16 protein-coding genes, 1 pseudogene, 2 riboswitches and 1 other annotated feature are annotated in these 17,525 nt (G+C 29.2%); of the genes and pseudogenes, 15 read left to right on the top strand and 2 right to left on the bottom strand.

Going from position 1 to position 17,525, the window contains the following annotated elements; all coding sequences use genetic code 11:
- The first annotated feature begins 1 nt into the window (after position 1).
- Together CIW83_RS11730 and aspS are read left to right on the top strand one after the other, a co-directional pair.
- Positions 2 to 1,102, top strand: coding sequence for a radical SAM protein (locus tag CIW83_RS11730; RefSeq protein ID WP_158220106.1), 1,101 nt, complete (start codon positions 2 to 4; stop codon positions 1,100 to 1,102).
- Between the two features lie 145 nt (positions 1,103 to 1,247).
- Positions 1,248 to 1,475 (top strand) — a binding site (T-box leader).
- A 190-nt stretch (positions 1,476 to 1,665) separates the two neighbouring features.
- Positions 1,666 to 2,942 (top strand): annotated as a pseudogene (gene aspS, locus CIW83_RS23710) (aspartate--tRNA(Asn) ligase).
- Positions 2,943 to 2,983: 41 nt separating this feature from the next.
- Here aspS and CIW83_RS11740 read toward each other — a convergent pair.
- Entirely contained in the window at positions 2,984 to 3,985 is a 1,002-nt protein-coding gene (locus CIW83_RS11740) for an aminopeptidase (RefSeq protein ID WP_094901394.1), read from the bottom strand.
- 182 nt (positions 3,986 to 4,167) lie between these two features.
- On the opposite strand from CIW83_RS11740, the gene CIW83_RS11745 reads away from it, so the two are divergent.
- The 4 genes from CIW83_RS11745 (at position 4,168) to CIW83_RS11760 (ending at position 7,595) form a co-directional block, all read left to right on the top strand.
- The gene (locus CIW83_RS11745) at positions 4,168 to 4,542 is read left to right on the top strand and encodes a hypothetical protein (RefSeq protein WP_094901396.1); all 375 of its coding nucleotides are present in this window, start codon (positions 4,168 to 4,170) and stop codon (positions 4,540 to 4,542) included.
- A gap of 11 nt (positions 4,543 to 4,553) precedes the next feature.
- Complete coding sequence (locus CIW83_RS11750) at positions 4,554 to 5,093, top strand: metalloregulator ArsR/SmtB family transcription factor (protein ID WP_201259838.1); 540 nt, start codon at positions 4,554 to 4,556, stop codon at positions 5,091 to 5,093.
- A gap of 93 nt (positions 5,094 to 5,186) precedes the next feature.
- Positions 5,187 to 5,966 carry an ABC transporter ATP-binding protein gene (locus tag CIW83_RS11755; protein WP_094901400.1) on the top strand — a complete coding sequence of 260 codons (780 nt, stop codon included), beginning with the start codon at positions 5,187 to 5,189 and terminating at the stop codon, positions 5,964 to 5,966.
- Positions 5,967 to 7,595 carry a hypothetical protein gene (locus CIW83_RS11760; protein WP_094901402.1) on the top strand — a complete coding sequence of 543 codons (1,629 nt, stop codon included), beginning with the start codon at positions 5,967 to 5,969 and terminating at the stop codon, positions 7,593 to 7,595.
- A 211-nt stretch (positions 7,596 to 7,806) separates the two neighbouring features.
- Here the strand turns inward: CIW83_RS11760 and CIW83_RS11765 are convergent, their stop codons facing one another.
- Positions 7,807 to 8,217, bottom strand: coding sequence for a VOC family protein (locus CIW83_RS11765; protein ID WP_094901403.1), 411 nt, complete (start codon positions 8,215 to 8,217; stop codon positions 7,807 to 7,809).
- A gap of 193 nt (positions 8,218 to 8,410) precedes the next feature.
- On the opposite strand from CIW83_RS11765, the gene CIW83_RS11770 reads away from it, so the two are divergent.
- The 9 genes from CIW83_RS11770 (at position 8,411) to CIW83_RS11810 (ending at position 17,500) form a co-directional block, all read left to right on the top strand.
- Positions 8,411 to 9,994, top strand: coding sequence for a sensor domain-containing diguanylate cyclase (locus CIW83_RS11770; protein WP_158220107.1), 1,584 nt, complete (start codon positions 8,411 to 8,413; stop codon positions 9,992 to 9,994).
- Positions 9,995 to 10,019: 25 nt separating this feature from the next.
- On the top strand, positions 10,020 to 11,234 hold the full coding sequence (locus CIW83_RS11775) for an RtcB family protein (RefSeq protein WP_094901407.1): 1,215 nt from the start codon (positions 10,020 to 10,022) through the stop codon (positions 11,232 to 11,234).
- A 75-nt stretch (positions 11,235 to 11,309) separates the two neighbouring features.
- A riboswitch (SAM riboswitch) is annotated at positions 11,310 to 11,399 on the top strand.
- A 66-nt stretch (positions 11,400 to 11,465) separates the two neighbouring features.
- Positions 11,466 to 11,575: riboswitch (SAM riboswitch) on the top strand.
- Positions 11,576 to 11,800: 225 nt separating this feature from the next.
- The gene (metA, locus tag CIW83_RS11780; RefSeq protein ID WP_094901409.1) at positions 11,801 to 12,691 is read left to right on the top strand and encodes a homoserine O-succinyltransferase; all 891 of its coding nucleotides are present in this window, start codon (positions 11,801 to 11,803) and stop codon (positions 12,689 to 12,691) included.
- On the top strand, positions 12,691 to 12,933 hold the full coding sequence (locus tag CIW83_RS24370) for a hypothetical protein (protein WP_094901411.1): 243 nt from the start codon (positions 12,691 to 12,693) through the stop codon (positions 12,931 to 12,933). The genes metA and CIW83_RS24370 overlap by 1 nt, the downstream gene beginning before the upstream one ends.
- Entirely contained in the window at positions 12,921 to 13,919 is a 999-nt protein-coding gene (locus CIW83_RS11790) for a homoserine dehydrogenase (RefSeq protein ID WP_094901413.1), read from the top strand. Before CIW83_RS24370 ends, CIW83_RS11790 begins: the two co-directional genes overlap by 13 nt.
- Positions 13,920 to 13,935: 16 nt before the next feature.
- Positions 13,936 to 15,126 carry an aspartate kinase gene (locus tag CIW83_RS11795; RefSeq protein WP_094901414.1) on the top strand — a complete coding sequence of 397 codons (1,191 nt, stop codon included), beginning with the start codon at positions 13,936 to 13,938 and terminating at the stop codon, positions 15,124 to 15,126.
- 247 nt (positions 15,127 to 15,373) lie between these two features.
- Positions 15,374 to 16,444, top strand: a complete 1,071-nt coding sequence (locus tag CIW83_RS11800) for a hypothetical protein (RefSeq protein WP_143598558.1) — start codon at positions 15,374 to 15,376, stop codon at positions 16,442 to 16,444.
- Between the two features lie 182 nt (positions 16,445 to 16,626).
- The gene (locus CIW83_RS11805; RefSeq protein ID WP_094901418.1) at positions 16,627 to 17,112 is read left to right on the top strand and encodes a hypothetical protein; all 486 of its coding nucleotides are present in this window, start codon (positions 16,627 to 16,629) and stop codon (positions 17,110 to 17,112) included.
- Positions 17,113 to 17,122: 10 nt separating this feature from the next.
- The gene (locus CIW83_RS11810) at positions 17,123 to 17,500 is read left to right on the top strand and encodes a hypothetical protein (RefSeq protein ID WP_094901420.1); all 378 of its coding nucleotides are present in this window, start codon (positions 17,123 to 17,125) and stop codon (positions 17,498 to 17,500) included.
- Positions 17,501 to 17,525 lie beyond the last annotated feature (25 nt).

A 17,525-nucleotide genomic window follows, 5' to 3' on the forward strand; every position in this document is an offset into this window, starting at 1 on the left:
GATGGAAGAATTAAACGATATAAAAGAATCTAATATAATGCTATCAGAAATGCTTAATAGATCAATAGAATTTCTTATGGAGGATTTTATCAAAATAGCTCTTAAAGATTTTACATCAGCAAAGAGTATTATAAAAATTGCATTAGAGCAAAGGAATGCACAAAAAATTAGAGTTAAATATGAAGAAAAAGGGCTTCATGTACCGCCTTTTATGATAGCCTCTATTACAAGTGTTTGCAATTTAAGATGTAGAGGATGTTATGATAAAGAAAAAATTCATAATAACTCATTAGAGCTTGATGAAAATCAATGGTCAAATATTTTTGCCCAAGGAAAAGAACTGGGCATATCATTTATATTGTTAGCTGGAGGAGAACCTCTTATTAAAGGAGAGGTTGTTAAAGAGTGCATAAAGTTTCCAGAGATCATTTTTCCTATGTTTACAAATGGGATGTTAATAAATGAAGAATGGGTTGAAATTTTTTCTTTAGCTAGAAATATAATGCCGGTTATAAGCATTGAAGGAGACAGATGTCAAACAGATAAAAGAAGAGGTAAGGGAGTATTTCAAAAGGTCTTATCTAGCATTGATTTACTTGCAAAAAAGAGTATATTCTATGGGATATCAATAACTATCACAACAGAGAATTTTGAAAATGTCCTAAATGATGAATTTATTGGAACTTATATAGACAAAGGATGTAGAGCATTTTTCTTTATTGAGTATATTCCATTTGATAGTTCCACAGAAAGTATTGTAATATCAGCAGATCAGAGAGAGCAGCTTAAAGTCAGTATGGATGAATTAAGAGAAAAATATAGGGCAATATTCATAGCATTTCCTGGGGACGAAGAAAAATTTGGAGGGTGTTTAGCAGCAGGTCGAGGATTTGTGCATATTAATTCAACAGGGTCAATAGAACCATGTCCTTTTGCTCCATATTCAGATATCAATCTAAAAGATGTAACACTTGAGGAAGCATTAAATTCTCCCTTATTGGAAAAGGTTAGAAGTATTCATGAGATACTAAAAGAGCATAAAGGTGGTTGTGCACTTTTTGAGAATAGGGAAATGGTGAAAGAACTATTAAGTATAAATTAAGATTCTTAATGAGGTATTTTGATAATTATATAAATTTCACCTTTTTAAATCAATGGAAATAGAAAATAAAAGATAGATTTTATTTTAATTCTCTTGACAAGATAAGTATTAAATTATAATATTTTACCATAAATATAAAAAGATATAAAATTCATTGAGGGGAAGAGTAAATATTATCCTAGTATCTAAAGCGAGTGGAGGTCGGTGGAAGCTCCATGAGAAAAGTAATATTGAAAGACATCCTAGAGAAGTTTATCTGAAAATCAAAGTAAGATAAATCGGATTCCACCGTTAAAGGGATTAAAGATAACTTAAGTTTATTAGCTTAGTTGAAACAGGATGGCACCGTGAAGTATAAGCTTTCACTCCTATATGTATGGGAGTGAGAGCTTTTTTTAATTAGAAATAGATTTGTTCTAATTAGAGTGTGATTGTTTTGTTTTATAGACTGATAATATAAGTTAATTAGGGTGGCACCGCGAATTTTCGCCCCTTGAGTACTAGAACTCAAGGGGTTTTTTATTTAATAAATTTAAAAGGAGAGATGAAGAATGAAAAGAATTATGGTAGAAGAATTAAATAGTTATGTAAATCAAAAAATTAAGATTCAGGGCTGGATTCATCGTATAAGAAAACTCAAAGCAATTACCTTTGTAATCCTAAGAGATAGAACGGGATTGGTACAATGTGTCATAGATAATAAATTAATGGATATTAGCAGTATAAAATTGGAATCTGTAGTATCTATTTTAGGGGAAGTGAAAGAAAGCAATAACGCATTAAATCCCTTTGAGGTTCTTGTAGAAAACTTTCAAATACTAAATGAAGCAATAGAAGAGCTACCTATTGAAATCAATAAAGAAGAATTAGAAATTAGTTTAGATACTATGCTAAATAATAGAATTTTAAGTTTGCGTCATAAACAAATAAACTCTATATTTAAAATACAGAATCTTATAGTACAAGGATTTAGAGAGTTTTTAATTAATGAAGGATTTACGGAAACTTTTACGCCTAAAATCGTAGCAGAAGGGGCTGAGGGAGGAACAGAGATATTTGAAATGAAGTATTTTGAAAATAAGGCATATCTTACACAAAGCCTCAGTTTTATAAACAAATGATGGTTGGAGCTGGATATGAAAGAGTTTTTGAAGTGGCTCATGTATATAGGGCAGAGCAGCATAATACAAATAGGCATTTAAATGAATATATAGGCATGGATTTCGAGATGGGATTCATTGAGAGTGAAGAAGATGTAATGAATATGGAGGAAAGTCTTTTAAAGTATATACTAGACAAGGTGGAAAAAGAAGGGCAGAAATATTTAGAACTATTAAATATAACTATACCTAAAATAGAAGATAATATTCCAAGAATTAAATTTTGTGAAGCTCTAGAAATTCTAAGAAGGGAATATAATAAAGTTGATATTGATGGAGATTTAGACCCTGAAGGAGAAAAGTTAATCTGTAAATATGCAAAGGAAAAATTGGGATGTGAATTCATATTTTTGACTCATTATCCAAGAAAGAAAAGACCTATGTATACAATGCCTTGCGGAGAAAGTGAAACTCATAGTTTTGACTTGTTATTTAGAGGTATAGAAATAACCACTGGAGGACAAAGGATTCATGAGTATGATATGTTAATTAATAATATAAAATATAAAGGTTTAAATCCAGAGAAATATCATAACTACACTTCTGTATTTAAATATGGAATGCCTATTCATGGTGGTCTTGCCATTGGACTTGAAAGAATAACAATGCAGCTTCTTGAATTAGAAAATATAAGGGAAGCCTCATTAATTACAAGAGATAGAACAAGATTAACTCCATAGATTTAGATTTATAGGAGGTAATTAATTACCTCCTAATAAATCTAATTTAAAATTACATCATCACAAGTAAATACAAAATCCATATGGAAGGGACAATTATTTTCTCCGCCGAATAGATGGTTCATTCCTAATCCTATATGGTAAGTGCCTAAAGCCTTTTCATCAATAGATGTAAAACCTATTAAATCTTTAACTTGAGGGTTTAGTCCAATTCCAAACTCACATAGGATTTTGAAGTTTTCTGGCAGTGAGCTAAAAAATTCATCTACTTCTTTGTGAGAAGATCTTATAAGTTTACCATTTTTAAAGGTCATAAGTACATCTTTATATATTTGTCCCTTTAAATTCATTATAGAAACTAATAAATCTCCATTGCTATTATTTTCTATAGGTGCTATATAAACTTCACCTGGAGGAAAATCTCCACATCCATCATCTACAAACCATTCCCTATTACTAATATCTAATTTTAATGAATACCCTTTTCCGGTGAGTATTTCCACACTGCTCTTATCCCTAAGGCTCTCTACTTTTTCCTTACAGGATTTTTTTAATTTAGGAAAGTCTACAGATAAAGCATTACATAAAGCAGAATTATAAATATCATAGTCTAAACCAGCGTTAGAAGCGTTAATCTCTGTAGGAACAGTAAGCTGTATATAATATTTTTTATCTTGAGTTAAAGAATTAAATAATTCGCCTAAATACTCTTTAAACTTAGGGATTTCTGGCTCAGAAATTCCATTAGGTAAACTTGGTGTATACATGAATATATCTATTACATGTTTAAAAGATGATAGATAGTTCAAGTATTCTTGTGAAAATTTCTGATTATTACGGATCAAGTTGAGAACTACCTTTTCAAAGAAAGAATTTGAGCAATGATGTTTAAAAGGAATGTCCCCCTTTTTACTTATATTCTCTGAAAGTAAATCTAAAATTTCTAAATCTTCATTATCACCCCAAAAGTTTAATAAAACAAAATCTCCTTTCTCAAAGGGAAATCCTTCACAAATATTTGGAATAAGGTCTATAAATTTCATATCAATACCTCCTAAATAAATTTGTTTCGATATATATCAAATCATATTCTAATATAAAACTTTTCAAAAAGCAATCTATTTTTATAGTTATAGAATTAAATATATAAAATATATATAGATATATATTGAAATAATAACTCCCGTGGTATAGAATAATGATATAAATCATAGGGGGGAAGAAGATGAAAGATATAAATTGGTTAAAGGAAAATTATTTGAATTTCTTAAGAGAAAAACAAGAGAATTTTAAAAGGAGTATAGAGGATTTACAAAAACAGGAATGTGTAGATGAGGCTAATTTAGAAAAAGTAAGACTAAATATAGTTGAAATATTTTATAAGATGTTTAACATTAGTCTTAGCGATAAATCTGTAGATTTAGAAGAAAAATACCTAGGTTTCTTCGATAAAATAACAAAGCCTTGGTATATAAATAAAGAAAAAGCTTTAAAGTTTGGAGATGAAAAGGAAGTAATAATTGAAGGTATAAAAATACAAGAAGCTGAAGAATTGAAAAGTCGATTTAAAGAATATTATAATGAGATAATCATTAATTAGGAGTGATAGAATTGGACTCATTAGAGATTTTTAAATGTTTAGCGGATAATTCAAGATTAAGAATTATAAATAGTTTAATGATAGAACCCATGTATGTGGAACTACTGGCTGAAAGATTAGAACTATCTGCCTCAACTATTTCATTTCACCTTAAAAAATTAATGGATGCTGATATAGTATCATGTAAAAAAGAGCAATACTATACAATTTATAGCCTAAATGAAAAGATATTTTCAATGAATCTTAAAGATCTAATAAAAGATAATAGAAATGAAGAAGAAATGTTAAATCAAAGAGAAGAAAAATACAAGGAAAAAGTAATAGAATCATTTTTCAAATATAATAAGTTAAAGGAAATACCAGTACAGAAAAAGAAAAAGCAAATTGTTTTAGAGAAGATAATAGAAAGCTTTGAAAGGGATAGAACTTATACAGAAAAAGAAGTTAATCTAATGATTGCAGACTTTCATGATGATTTTTGTACCATAAGGAGAGATTTAGTAGGGTTCAATCTTATGGAAAGAAAGGATGGAATATATAAAAGAATATAACTAGAGAAAATTTCATAGTATCCTCATAAACATATAAGAAATAGAATTCATTATGGTATAATGTGGTTAATATATTAACAGGGGGATGGGAATATGGAGCCAATAATAACCATAAGAAGTCTAAGAAAAAGCTACGGAAGTAAAGAGGTATTAAGAGATATTAACCTAGATGTACATAAGGGAGAAATCATAGGGTATATAGGGCCAAATGGAGCAGGGAAGAGTACTACAGTGAAGATTATGTTAGGTTTAGTTGGAGATTATTCCGGGGAGATAAAGATATTTGGAGAAGATATAAGAAATGGAGAAGTAGAATATAAAAAGAAAATTGGATATGTACCAGAGACAGCTGAGATTTATGAAAATCTTACAGCAAGAGAGTATCTTACTTTTATTGGAGAACTTTATGGTATGGAATACGAAACAGCAAATAAAAAAGCTGAGAAGTTAATGGATCTATTTGGGATTAAAAATGTTTATGATGCTAGAATCAGTTCTTATTCTAAGGGAATGAAGCAGAAAACCCTTGTAATATCAGCTTTAATCAATGATCCTGATATTCTATTCCTAGATGAACCTTTAAGTGGAATGGATGCAAACAGTGTTATGGTATTTAAAGAAGTACTAGCAGAATTGGCTAGAAGAGGAAAGACTATTTTTTATTCTTCTCATATTATGGAGGTAGTAGAAAAAATCAGCAGTAGGATAATACTTATAAACAATGGAGAAATAGTAGCAGATGGTAGCTTTGATGATTTAAAGGACAGAACTATGGATAGCTCTTTAGAGAAGATTTTCAATCAATTAACAGGCTTCAATGAGCATGAGAAAATAGCTAAGGAAATAGTAGCTACTATAGAAGAGGTGATGTAGATGAAGGATTTTAAAGTGTTAAAATTCTTGGATCTCTTCAAGAAATTGTTTGAAAAAATAGGTGTAGATTATCCTATGATGCGAAAGATACTTAATGTAAAGCTAATATTGGATGGAAGAAGAGTATCTACTGTTTTGAGTAATCAAAGTAATAAGAAAAAAGCAAAAGAAGCTGATGATAGGAATAATTTCTTAAAATCTTTATGGATATATATTCTAATGGGGGCTTTTTTAATTGTATTTATAGTAGTTGGAAAAAATTTTTTGTTCCAAATGAGTTTTATATTTGGAATAACTATGTTCTTATTAATGACTTCTTTAATAGCAGATTTTAGCTCAGTATTGTTAGATGTGAAAGATAAGGAAATATTACTTTCAAAACCCGTAGATAGTAAAACCTTAAATATGGCTAAGATATTACATATATTTATGTATATTACAACTATCACTATGGCTATTGCTGGACCTTCACTTATTGTATCTATAAAAAAGCATGGATTGACTTTCTTTTTTATATACTTATTAGAAGTTATTTTGATTGCACTATTTATAATTATACTTACTGCCCTTATTTACCTTGTGGTTCTCAGATTTTCTAGCGGTGAAAGGTTAAAGGATATTATAAATTATGTTCAAATAGGATTAACCATAATTATGTCCCTAGGATATCAGATGATAGGTAGACTTTTTAATATTATAGATATAAATAATATGAAATATAATCCTAGTCTATGGAAATACTTTTTTCCGCCATTATGGTTTGCTGCACCCTTTGAGTTAATATTAAAGGGCAATCGTGAGAGTTATATTATAATCTACTCTATACTTGGGGCTTTAATTCCAATTTTATCTATAGTGATTTATATAAAACTAATACCTACATTCGAAAGAAATTTACTGAAGCTAAACAGTACGGAGGGGCAAACTAAGGATAAAAATAAGACCAATATTTTTATGTCAAAGATATTGTGTAAAAATAAAGAAGAGAGAGTCTTTTATAAGTTTGCCACTAATATGTTGAAAAATGAAAGAACATTTAAGCTAAAGGTTTATCCAAGTTTAGGAATGTCTATTATATTCCCATTCTTTATGATGCTTAGCATGAATCGAAGGGAGTTCTTAAATGTTTCTAATACAAAGAATTATTTATGGTTTTATATAGTATTTATGATGATTCCTACTGTATTAGGAGCATTAGGTTATTCTGGAAATTATAAAGGTGCTTGGATATACCAAACTATACCTATAGAAGATAAGTCTGCTATTTATAGAGGTACTGCTAAAGCGGCAATTGTAAATTTATTTGTACCTGTATTTATTTTAGTTAGTTTAATATTTTTAATTATATATAGGATGCAGATAGTTGAACATGTTATAGTAGCTGGAATAAATATGTTACTTTATATTATTATTGAATTTAAGATACTAGATAATAATTTGCCATTTTCCAAAGCCTTTGAAGTAACAGAAAATCCTGCTGGTGGGGGTAATATTTTAGTAGGTCTATTTATAATGGGTTTATTTGTATTAGGGCATTATATGTTAACTATAATTCCTTATGGTGTATATGCTTATATTCCAATTGGACTAATAGTGAGTAAAATAGCTTGGGGTAAATGTATTGCTTAGGAATAAGGATGATATTGTATTGCTTCTTCAAACTAAATCTTATGAATATCCAATTGTAGAAAAAGGATCAAAAAAATTTTTTTCTGAATAAGTATGTAAGCATAGTTTATAAAATAAAGGGATTTCTGAAAATTCAGAAGCCTCTTTATTTTTGCTATATTTAATAAAAGATTTTAAGAGGATAATGAACTAACTAAACCTATAATTATGATTATTCAATATGGCTAATATCGTCATTACCTGAACATATTTCAATAAGGTTTCCTTCTGGGTCTGCAACATAACAGACACGCATACCATAAGGCTCAGTAGTTGGTTTGTAAATTGGTTTTGCCCCCGCCTTTATAACACGTTCAAATTCTTTATCTACATCAGAATAGTTAGGAACATCAAAACATAACTCCATATTACCGTTTATTCCCTTATTCCAATTAGATATTTGGGGTATAGAATTTTCAAAACCTCCTCTTGCACATAAAATAAAATGATGAATTTGTCCTTCCATTTCAATAGCTGTAAATCCACTGCCATCCCAATCTAAATTTAATCCCATCACATCTCCATAAAACTTAACCATGACCTCCATATTATTCACATATAACCCAATTGCCCCAAACCTCACTGTTATCCCCCTCCATTAATTTAAATAATCCTTTAATTCATAATAAATTACTATTTTTTCTGTATTTAATTATATAACAGAGCAATACAATTGTTCAAATAATTTTATATAACAAGTTACAACTACTATAGCAGTTATGATACAATCAAATTACAAGCAGGAAGGTAATTAGTGATTTGAAAGGATGGTCCAATTGAAAAAGCGGATACATAAATTGATTGATAGAATTGATAACCTAGAGAGAGTAAGAAAGCTATATATTTTTTTACTTATATTTTCTATAGTTTTCTTATTAGTTATTTTGAATTATTCTTACATATCTACATTTAAGGATGTAAAAGTATTATATGCCCAATACACTAAGGATCGCATTATAGATATAAAAAAGGATTTCCTTGAGGATTCCGTTAATAATATGATAAATAACATTGAGCAAACACAAGCTGAGATAATGGAGATAAATAGAAATCGTATAAATAGGGCTACTAAAGTTATAGGAGAATATTATAGCTCAAAAAAAGAAGACTTTTTAGAGAAAACCATTGACTACTTTGAGACAGGAACTATTAAAGAGGCTTTCGATATATTTATATTAGATAGGTCTACAGATAAGATTTTATACCAAAATAATATAGGCGATATAGAGGATATAAGGAATATCTATGATTATATTGATGATTTAAAGAAAAACTCTATAACATATAATGAAGATGATTATGGAAAGTATTATATTTTTTATGGAGTTACCGAAGACTACATAAAACATGCGACTACAGAATCTATAAAAAAAAGAATACATAGTGATAGCTTTGAAAATGACGCTTATATTTGGATTAATGAGATTGTGAATTATGATGGTGGAGAGAATTATGCTATTCGCCTTATCCATCCAAACCTAAAAGACACAGAAGGTACGTATTTATCTACAAATACTCAAGATATTAAAGGTAATTATCCTTATCTAACAGAACTCAACGGAATTAAAGGAAACGGAGAAATATATTTTACTTATTTTTTTAAGAAGAAAACATGTGAGGAAGTTGCTGAAAAATTAACTTATGCAAAATTATATAAAAAATACGATTGGATTATTGCAATGGGTGTTTATTTTGATGACATTCAACCTTATATAGATGAGATTTCTGAGGATGGTGATAAAGCTATTTCTAAGATGACTACATTAGTAGGAATTCTATCACTTGGATTAATCTTTATAGGAATTTTAATAGTATTAATTTTAGAACATTGGTATTACCAAAATTCTAATAAAGAATTAAGAGAAGAATTAAATATAGATGAACTCACTAAGGCTTTTAACAGGCGGGCTGCCACAAAAAAACTAGAAGAAACATTCTACTTGTTTAAAAGATATAATAATATTTATACTGTTATTATCTTCGATATAGATGATTTCAAAGAAATAAATGATACCTATGGACATGATGTAGGGGATAGTGTTTTAAGAAATCTTGTAGAAATAATAAATAAGTCTACAAGGAAAACAGATTATCTTTATAGATGGGGAGGAGAAGAATTTCTTCTTGTTTGTGAAGGATTAAAAGAAGAGAATCTAGATTCATTTACGGATAAGATTCTAAAAGATGTAGAGAATTTTCAATATGAAAGTCAGGGAGAAAAATATCATATAACTATATCAATAGGTGCCTCTTATTTTGATAAAGATGATGAAGATTTTTTATCTGTAGTTAAAAGAGCTGATATGGCTTTATATAATTCTAAAAAAGAAGGAAAGAATAGAGCCACCCTTAATATATAATATGATTAAATAAGGATGTGACTAAATGGAATTACAAGGAAAATATAATATTGCCAAGGTGTTTACTAATAACCTTGAAGAAGGGGCAAAGGACCAAATAACTGAACTGTTAGATCAAGACTTTATTCAGGATTCAAAGGTTCGAATAATGCCTGATGTTCATCAAGGTATAGGCTGTGTAATTGGATTTACTGCTGATATGGGGGATAAGGTGATACCCAATATTGTTGGAGTTGACATAGGATGTGGAACGCTTACTGTAGAGCTTAAGGATATAGACATAGACTTGCCAAGATTAGATAATATAATAAACAAAAAGATTCCTTCTGGAAAATCTACACATAATGAAAGAAAGTTTAAATTTGATAAATTAAAGGATTTATATTGCCTTAGAGATTTAAAAGATACTAAAAGAATTGAAAGAAGTATAGGAACTCTCGGGGGTGGCAATCACTTTATAGAGATTGGAGTAGATAGCAAAAACAATAAATATTTAGTGATCCATTCAGGCAGCAGAAACCTAGGTAAGCAAGTTGCAGAGATATATCAAAGACTAGCAATAGATTTATGTAGCGGCAAGGGTGATTATTTTATTAAAAGAGAAGAAATAATTGCTCACTATAAAGCAGAAGGCAGAAGAAAAGAAATAAAGAAGGTTCTTGAAGAGTTAGAAAAGGACTATGCAGGACTTCAGCCTAGATACCCCAAGGCTTTGTGCTATTTAACTGGGGAGCATAGAGAAAAGTATTTACATGATATGAGGATATGTCAAGAATATGCAAGTTTAAATCGTGAAGTAATGTCAGATATTATTCTTAAAAACTCACTTGGAAAAGAGCTAAGTGAATTTAACTATTTTGAGACTATTCATAACTATATTAATTTCAAGGATAATATCATTAGGAAGGGTGCCATAGCAGCCTATAAAGGTGGAAAAGTTCTAATTCCTATAAATATGAGAGATGGATCCATAATCGCCATTGGAAAGGGTAATCCTGAATGGAATTATTCAGCTCCTCATGGAGCGGGAAGGCTTATGAGCAGAAATGTTGCAAAGGAGGCTGTCACTTTAGAGGAGTTTAAAAAGAGTATGGAAGGAATTTATTCTACATCCATAAGTGAACATACTTTAGATGAATCACCATTTGCATATAAAGGAATTGAAGAAATATTAAATAATATTACTGAAACTGCTGAGGTCATTGACATAATAAAACCAATTTATAATTTCAAGGCATAAGAATTAATAAAAGATATTTTTTCATTGACATATTTAATCCTCTGTGTTAATATCATTTTAACAATTTAATAGTATTGCTTATCAAGAGTTAGGGTAGAGAATTAGCTCTATGACCCTACGCCAACCTGCCATTTGGCAAGGTGGTTCTGCTAATGGCGATAAGAGAGATTTCATAGAAAATCGACCTTCTTAGCATTAGCTAAGAAGGTTTTTTAATTACAACTTAATATTTTCTTATCTAGAGAGGTGGAGGGACTGGCCCGATGAAACCCAGCAACAATTTTAAGCTATATAGCTTAAAAAATGTGCTAATTCCTGCGGTGAAAACTGAGAGATAAGAAGCGGAATCTATATCCTTTTATATTATAAATCCCTTCTTATCTTAGAAAGGGATTTTTTAATTATGAAAAGGAGGATTAGAAAATGAAAAAACTAGAGTTAGTGATTTTCATGCTAATAGCTGTCAGAGGAAAGCTTAGAACTTACATGTATGAGGAGCGATATTTAGTTCTGAGAATATTAGAGATATAATAAAAGCTTTTGAAATAGGATTAGGAGGGTAAGACATGGGATTAGTAATTGATGTAAATATTTCAGCCATAGATTTACTTAGAAAGGAAAATATAGATATTAACTTTAAAAGTAAATCTGAGGATTTGCCAAAGGTATTAGTATTAAATTTAATGCCAAATAAATTAGATACGGAGTTTCAACTGTTAAAATTACTAGGAAATAGTTTTATAGATGTACAGGTAGATTTTTTATATACAGAAACATATAGATCTAAGAATACAAATCTAAGTTATCTAGAGAAAGTTTATAAAACATTAGATGAAATAAAAAATACAAATTATACTGGAATGATAATAACTGGTACCCCTTTGGAATTTGTAGATTTTAATGAGATATGTTACTGGAAAGAGTTGAAAGCTATAATAGATTATTCTAATGAGTATATTAAGTCTACTATCTATCTATGTTGGGCAGCAGTAGCAGGATTATATCACAATTATAAGATACCTAGGCATACAACAGATAAAAAGGTAGCAGGGATATTCAGTCATGAAATTGTAAATATAAACTCCCCACTATTTGAGAGTTGTGGAGAAAAGATACTTTCTCCGCATTCTAGGTACTTTGAAATTAAAGAAGAGGATATAAAAGATATAGAAGAATTAGAAGTTTTATCAAAATCAAATGATGCTGGGATATACATAGTAGCTGGAAGAAAAGGGAAACAGATATATATTACAGGCCATCCAGAGTATGATAGGTATACTTTATACAATGAATATAGAAGAGATAGAGATAAAGGATTATCACCAGATTTACCTAAGAATTATTTCCCTAATGATGATTCTACTCTAGTACCTGAAAATACATGGAGCGGCTATTCGCAAATTTTAGTAGATAACTGGATAAGATATTATTTAATACAAAAGGAGGGGAAAAATTAATGTTGAATATTGGCTTATTAGGATTGGGAACAGTGGGAACAGGTATTGTACAGATACTAGAAGAAAGAAAGAAGTATCTAGAGAAGCTAATAAAACAAGAAATTAGCATATCTAAGATTTTGGTAAAGGATATAGATAAGAAGAGAGATATTGAAATAGATAAAGAGAAACTAACCACAGATATTTACGAAATAATTGAAGATGATAATATTGATATAATTATTGAAGTTTGGGAGGTTTAGATAACCCATATTATTATATAAAAGAAGCATTAAATAAAGGGAAGGATGTAATAACAGCTAATAAAGCTGTGGTTGCAAAACATCTGGAAGAGTTAACAAATTTAGCGAAAGCAAAGAATAAATCTTTTTTATACGAAGCTAGTGTAGGTGGTGGCATCCCTATTATAAAACCATTAAAAGAGCAGGTAAATATAAACCAAATACAAGAAATAAGAGGCATATTAAATGGAACATCTAATTATATACTGACAAAGATGATATCAGAAAACTTGGATTTCCAGGAAGCATTAGAAACAAGTCAAAGGTTAGGGTATGCAGAGGCAAATCCTACTGATGATATTGAAGGTTATGATACTAGAAGAAAACTTAGGATTTTATCTACTATTGCATTTAAAGACAAGATAGATGAAGAAGATATTTCATGTTATGGAATTAATAGTATAAACTTTAGTGATATAAAGAATATAAAATCAATGAGTTGTACAGTTAAGTTATTAGGTACAGCGATTGTAAATGATAATAAGTATTATGCTTCTGTGGAGCCAGTTATAATGAGCCAAAATTCTTATTTTAGTAAAGTTGATGATGCAAATAATTTGGTTTCTTTTATAGGAGATAATGTAGGAGAATTAAGATTCTTTGGAGAAGGTGCTGGAAGATTTCCTACAGCTAATGCAGTATTAAGCGATCTAATAGATATCACATCCAATACCTATCAAAGAAATTGTTTTTTAGAAAATAGTGAGTTAAATAACATTAATCAATTATATCGAGGCAAATATTATATGAGAATTAATGTGAAGGAAGATACCAAGGATAAAATAGAAAAATATATAGTTGATAATGAGATTATAGAAGATATGATTGAAAAGAAGGATAGTATTGCATTTACTACCAAATTGATATCAAAAAAGAAATTAGAAAAATTAATTGATATATTTATGATAGATTCTAAGAATTATTTTGTGGCAAGGCTAGAAGTGTAAAAAAGGACGTGATTTCATGATTGTTCAGAAATATGGTGGTAGTTCAGTAGAAACCACTGAAAAGATTATTCAAGTTTCTAAAAAGATAATTGAAAGAAAGAAATCTACTAAGGACATTATAGTTGTAGTTTCAGCTATGGGAAAGAGTACAAATAGACTTATTGAGTTGGCTAAAGAAATAACTTTGAATCCATTGGATAGAGAGTTGGATGTTTTATTGTCAACAGGAGAGCAACAATCAATAGCTTTACTTTCCATTGCATTAAATAATTTAGGATGCAAAGCTGTTTCATTAACAGGAGTTCAAGCTAGAATAAATACTGTAGGAAACTATACTAGGGCAAGTATAGCAGGCATTGAGGACGATTTAATAAAAAAATATTTAGAAGAAGGAAATGTAGTAGTTATAGCAGGCTTTCAAGGAATTAATGAAAATGGAGATATCACAACATTAGGAAGAGGGGGCTCAGACACCACTGCTGTAGCATTAGCAGCTAAATTCAATTGTCCTTGTGAAATATATACAGATGTAGATGGCATATATTCTATTGATCCCAGAGTATATGAAAATGCCCTTAGAATACCAAAGATAGATTATGATATTGTCTTGGAAATGGCTAGATTAGGTGCTAAGGTAATTGACAAAAGAGCATTAGCATTGGGCAAAAAGTTTGAAGTGCCTATATATATTGGAAATAGTTTCAAAGATGAAATTGGAACAATGATAGGGAGTGATAAGATGGAGGAATTAAAAGTTCTATCACTAGTAGTGGACGATAGCCAAATAGAAGTAAAAATAAAGAATATTCCTAATAAAATAGATAAATTATCAAATGTATTTAAGATATTAGGTAGATATAATTTGGATATTGGAATGACAGAAAATAATTCAATAAATGAAGATTTAAATATTACTTTTACTTGCTCTAAAGAATACATGAGATTATTTTCCACCATAAGAAAGGAGATAGTAACTAATGTAGACAGATTTATAGAGGTGGAAGTTAATGATACTACGAGGATATCTATAGTCGGATCTGGAAGAATAAACCAAGCCAAGATCACATCACAGATATTTGATATGATAAAAGAAACCAGTATAAAATATAAGAAGTTATGTACATCAGAGTTAAGTTTATCATACTTTTTTGAGGGCGGAGAGATAAAGGATTTAATTAATAGAATAGCACAGACCTTTAATTTATAATTTTACTTTATAATTATTCAATATCACTAGAAATTTTCATATATTTCCTTGACCCTATAGTATGTCGAAATATAGGGAAATAAATCAATTGTAAAGAAAACTTGTGATTGTTATAATTGTATCATACATTCAGAAAATAAAAACAATAGGATACCCTGATGCTATTGCTTTTATGGCCCTCTACAGGGGAAGGGGGTTAACTTAGTAACTAATGTATATAAAATATAGCAAAAGGGGATGGGATATTATGAAGAAGTTTAGTAAATTAATATCTTTTTTATTAGTATTTGTATTTTTATTTCATGTAGTGGCACAGCCAGCTTCAGCCATAGGGTATGACAGACAAATTGAACATAACCTCGGATTTAATGAAGATATTGATGTAAAGCAAGTTTTTGAAGATTTATCACCTGAAGCAAAACAAATTTTTTTGGAATACATGTTATCGGAAAACAAGGAAATGTTATCCTATCATATGAAGCATGTTGGTGGCATAAATATTTCAGTAGAATCTAAGGCTTATGAATTGCAATCAGCTGTCGCTGTAAACCCAGGATTAGTATTGAAAACATTGAATATTAAGTTAAATGCCTTAAATCTAGGAACAGAGGTAGTATATGCATTAATGGGTGCAGCCAGCTCTATGCTTAGTTCAATAGCTTCATTAGGAGCTGGAACTATTTTTTCTATATTAGTTGCAGCAGGATGCTCTGTAGTTATTATAACAAAGTGGAGCAGTATTTCAGGCAAATGGGATAAAATTGTAAGAGCCTTTCAGGAGTCTTTTACAACTGTATCAGCATCAACAATATCATCTGGATTTAATCAAGCTAAAAACTCGTATGTTGAAAGCTATACCGATATGCAGGTAATAGATTATGTTGTAAAATCGGCACCTATGACAAGTTCTGTTGCTAAACATATAGAAATATCCTTGGTAGATCAAACTAGAAAGAAATCAAATTATGAAATCTATTATTCTCCAAAAAGGAAGGTAGCATTATTGAAGTATGAGATTAGTCGAGGTATAAAAGCAAATTTAAATTCTAATTGGTCAAAAGATGGTGCTCCTTATGAAAATAGTAATTATGACATTAGTGGAGCTACTTTATTCATATTGTATGATTTTAATAAAAAGCAAATTTTTCATGCACATATAAGAGTGTCTGGGTCTAGACACATAAATACAGATACAGAGACTATGAGAAGAGCAAATAATTTATCATGGAGGGTTAAACCATTTCCTATGAAGTATGAAGTCCAATATGAAGGAACTAGGGAGAAAGCTTATTTTCCAGGTAATCAATTGAGCAGATAGAGAATAATATTTTATATAGACTAAGGAAAAATTATATAATAAATCTATTGTTTTAATATAATAATGTTAAGTATTTTTATATAGAGCCCTCTTTTGTTGAATTGAGAATATTATTAGAAATAGGGCTCTATATAAAATAGTAAAGTAATAGAAGGATTGAAGTAAGGGGGGAGTAGTTTATAATGGATAAGATTGAAAATAATATAGATAGGAAAATAACAAGATATTTGGTTCAATTTAATGACTCCATGTATGACTTTCATAAGAAGATAGAAAAGAGTAATGATTATAAAGAAAATAATTTAGATACTAAGAATGTCTATAAAGGATATTATGAAGTTCAAAAAAGATATATAAGTAAAACAGGAGACATAATTAAAGATATTACTGAGTATTCATTTGGTGAGATTAATCAAGAATTATATGAAAGTGTATATGATAGCTATGATAATATATTGAGAAAAGAAATTTATCAAAATAGAATATCAAATTATGGCATAGAAGAGAATATAAGAAAATTTATATATAAAAATATATATGAAGATAATAGATTAATACGAACAGTAGAAATCGATGTAGATGATGACTATAAAGAGGTTAGTATTACAGATTATGAATACGAAAATAATTTGCTAATTAAAAAAAACAATAAGAGGCTATATAGATGAAACTACAATTATGTATTATCATGAGAACAACAGAATTTTTGAAGAAGTATTGTTAAATGGAAGACTATCACATTATTATCAATACAATACACTTGAAGATGGAAGAGTTGGAAAGACTCTAGTTAATCCGGCAAGAGGCAAATACAAGTGGAGATTTAAATACAATAAAGAAGATATTAAAAATTGTGAAGTATATATGCATGAGCCCATATTAACTGCAGATATGATAAAGGAAATAATGGATTATATCATAGCAAACTATAAAGATACAATTGATTGCGTAATTATAGATATTTTAAACATAAATTTGCTTTACAGATATGAAAATCCTGAAATATATAATTATTATCGTGATAATTATGGAATTGTAATTCTTGAAGATTTTTAATTGTATCTATGGATAGAAAAGAAGG

The sequence above is a fragment of the Tissierella sp. P1 genome, from assembly GCF_002266425.1.
GTDB lineage: Bacteria > Bacillota > Clostridia > Tissierellales > Tissierellaceae > Tissierella > Tissierella carlieri.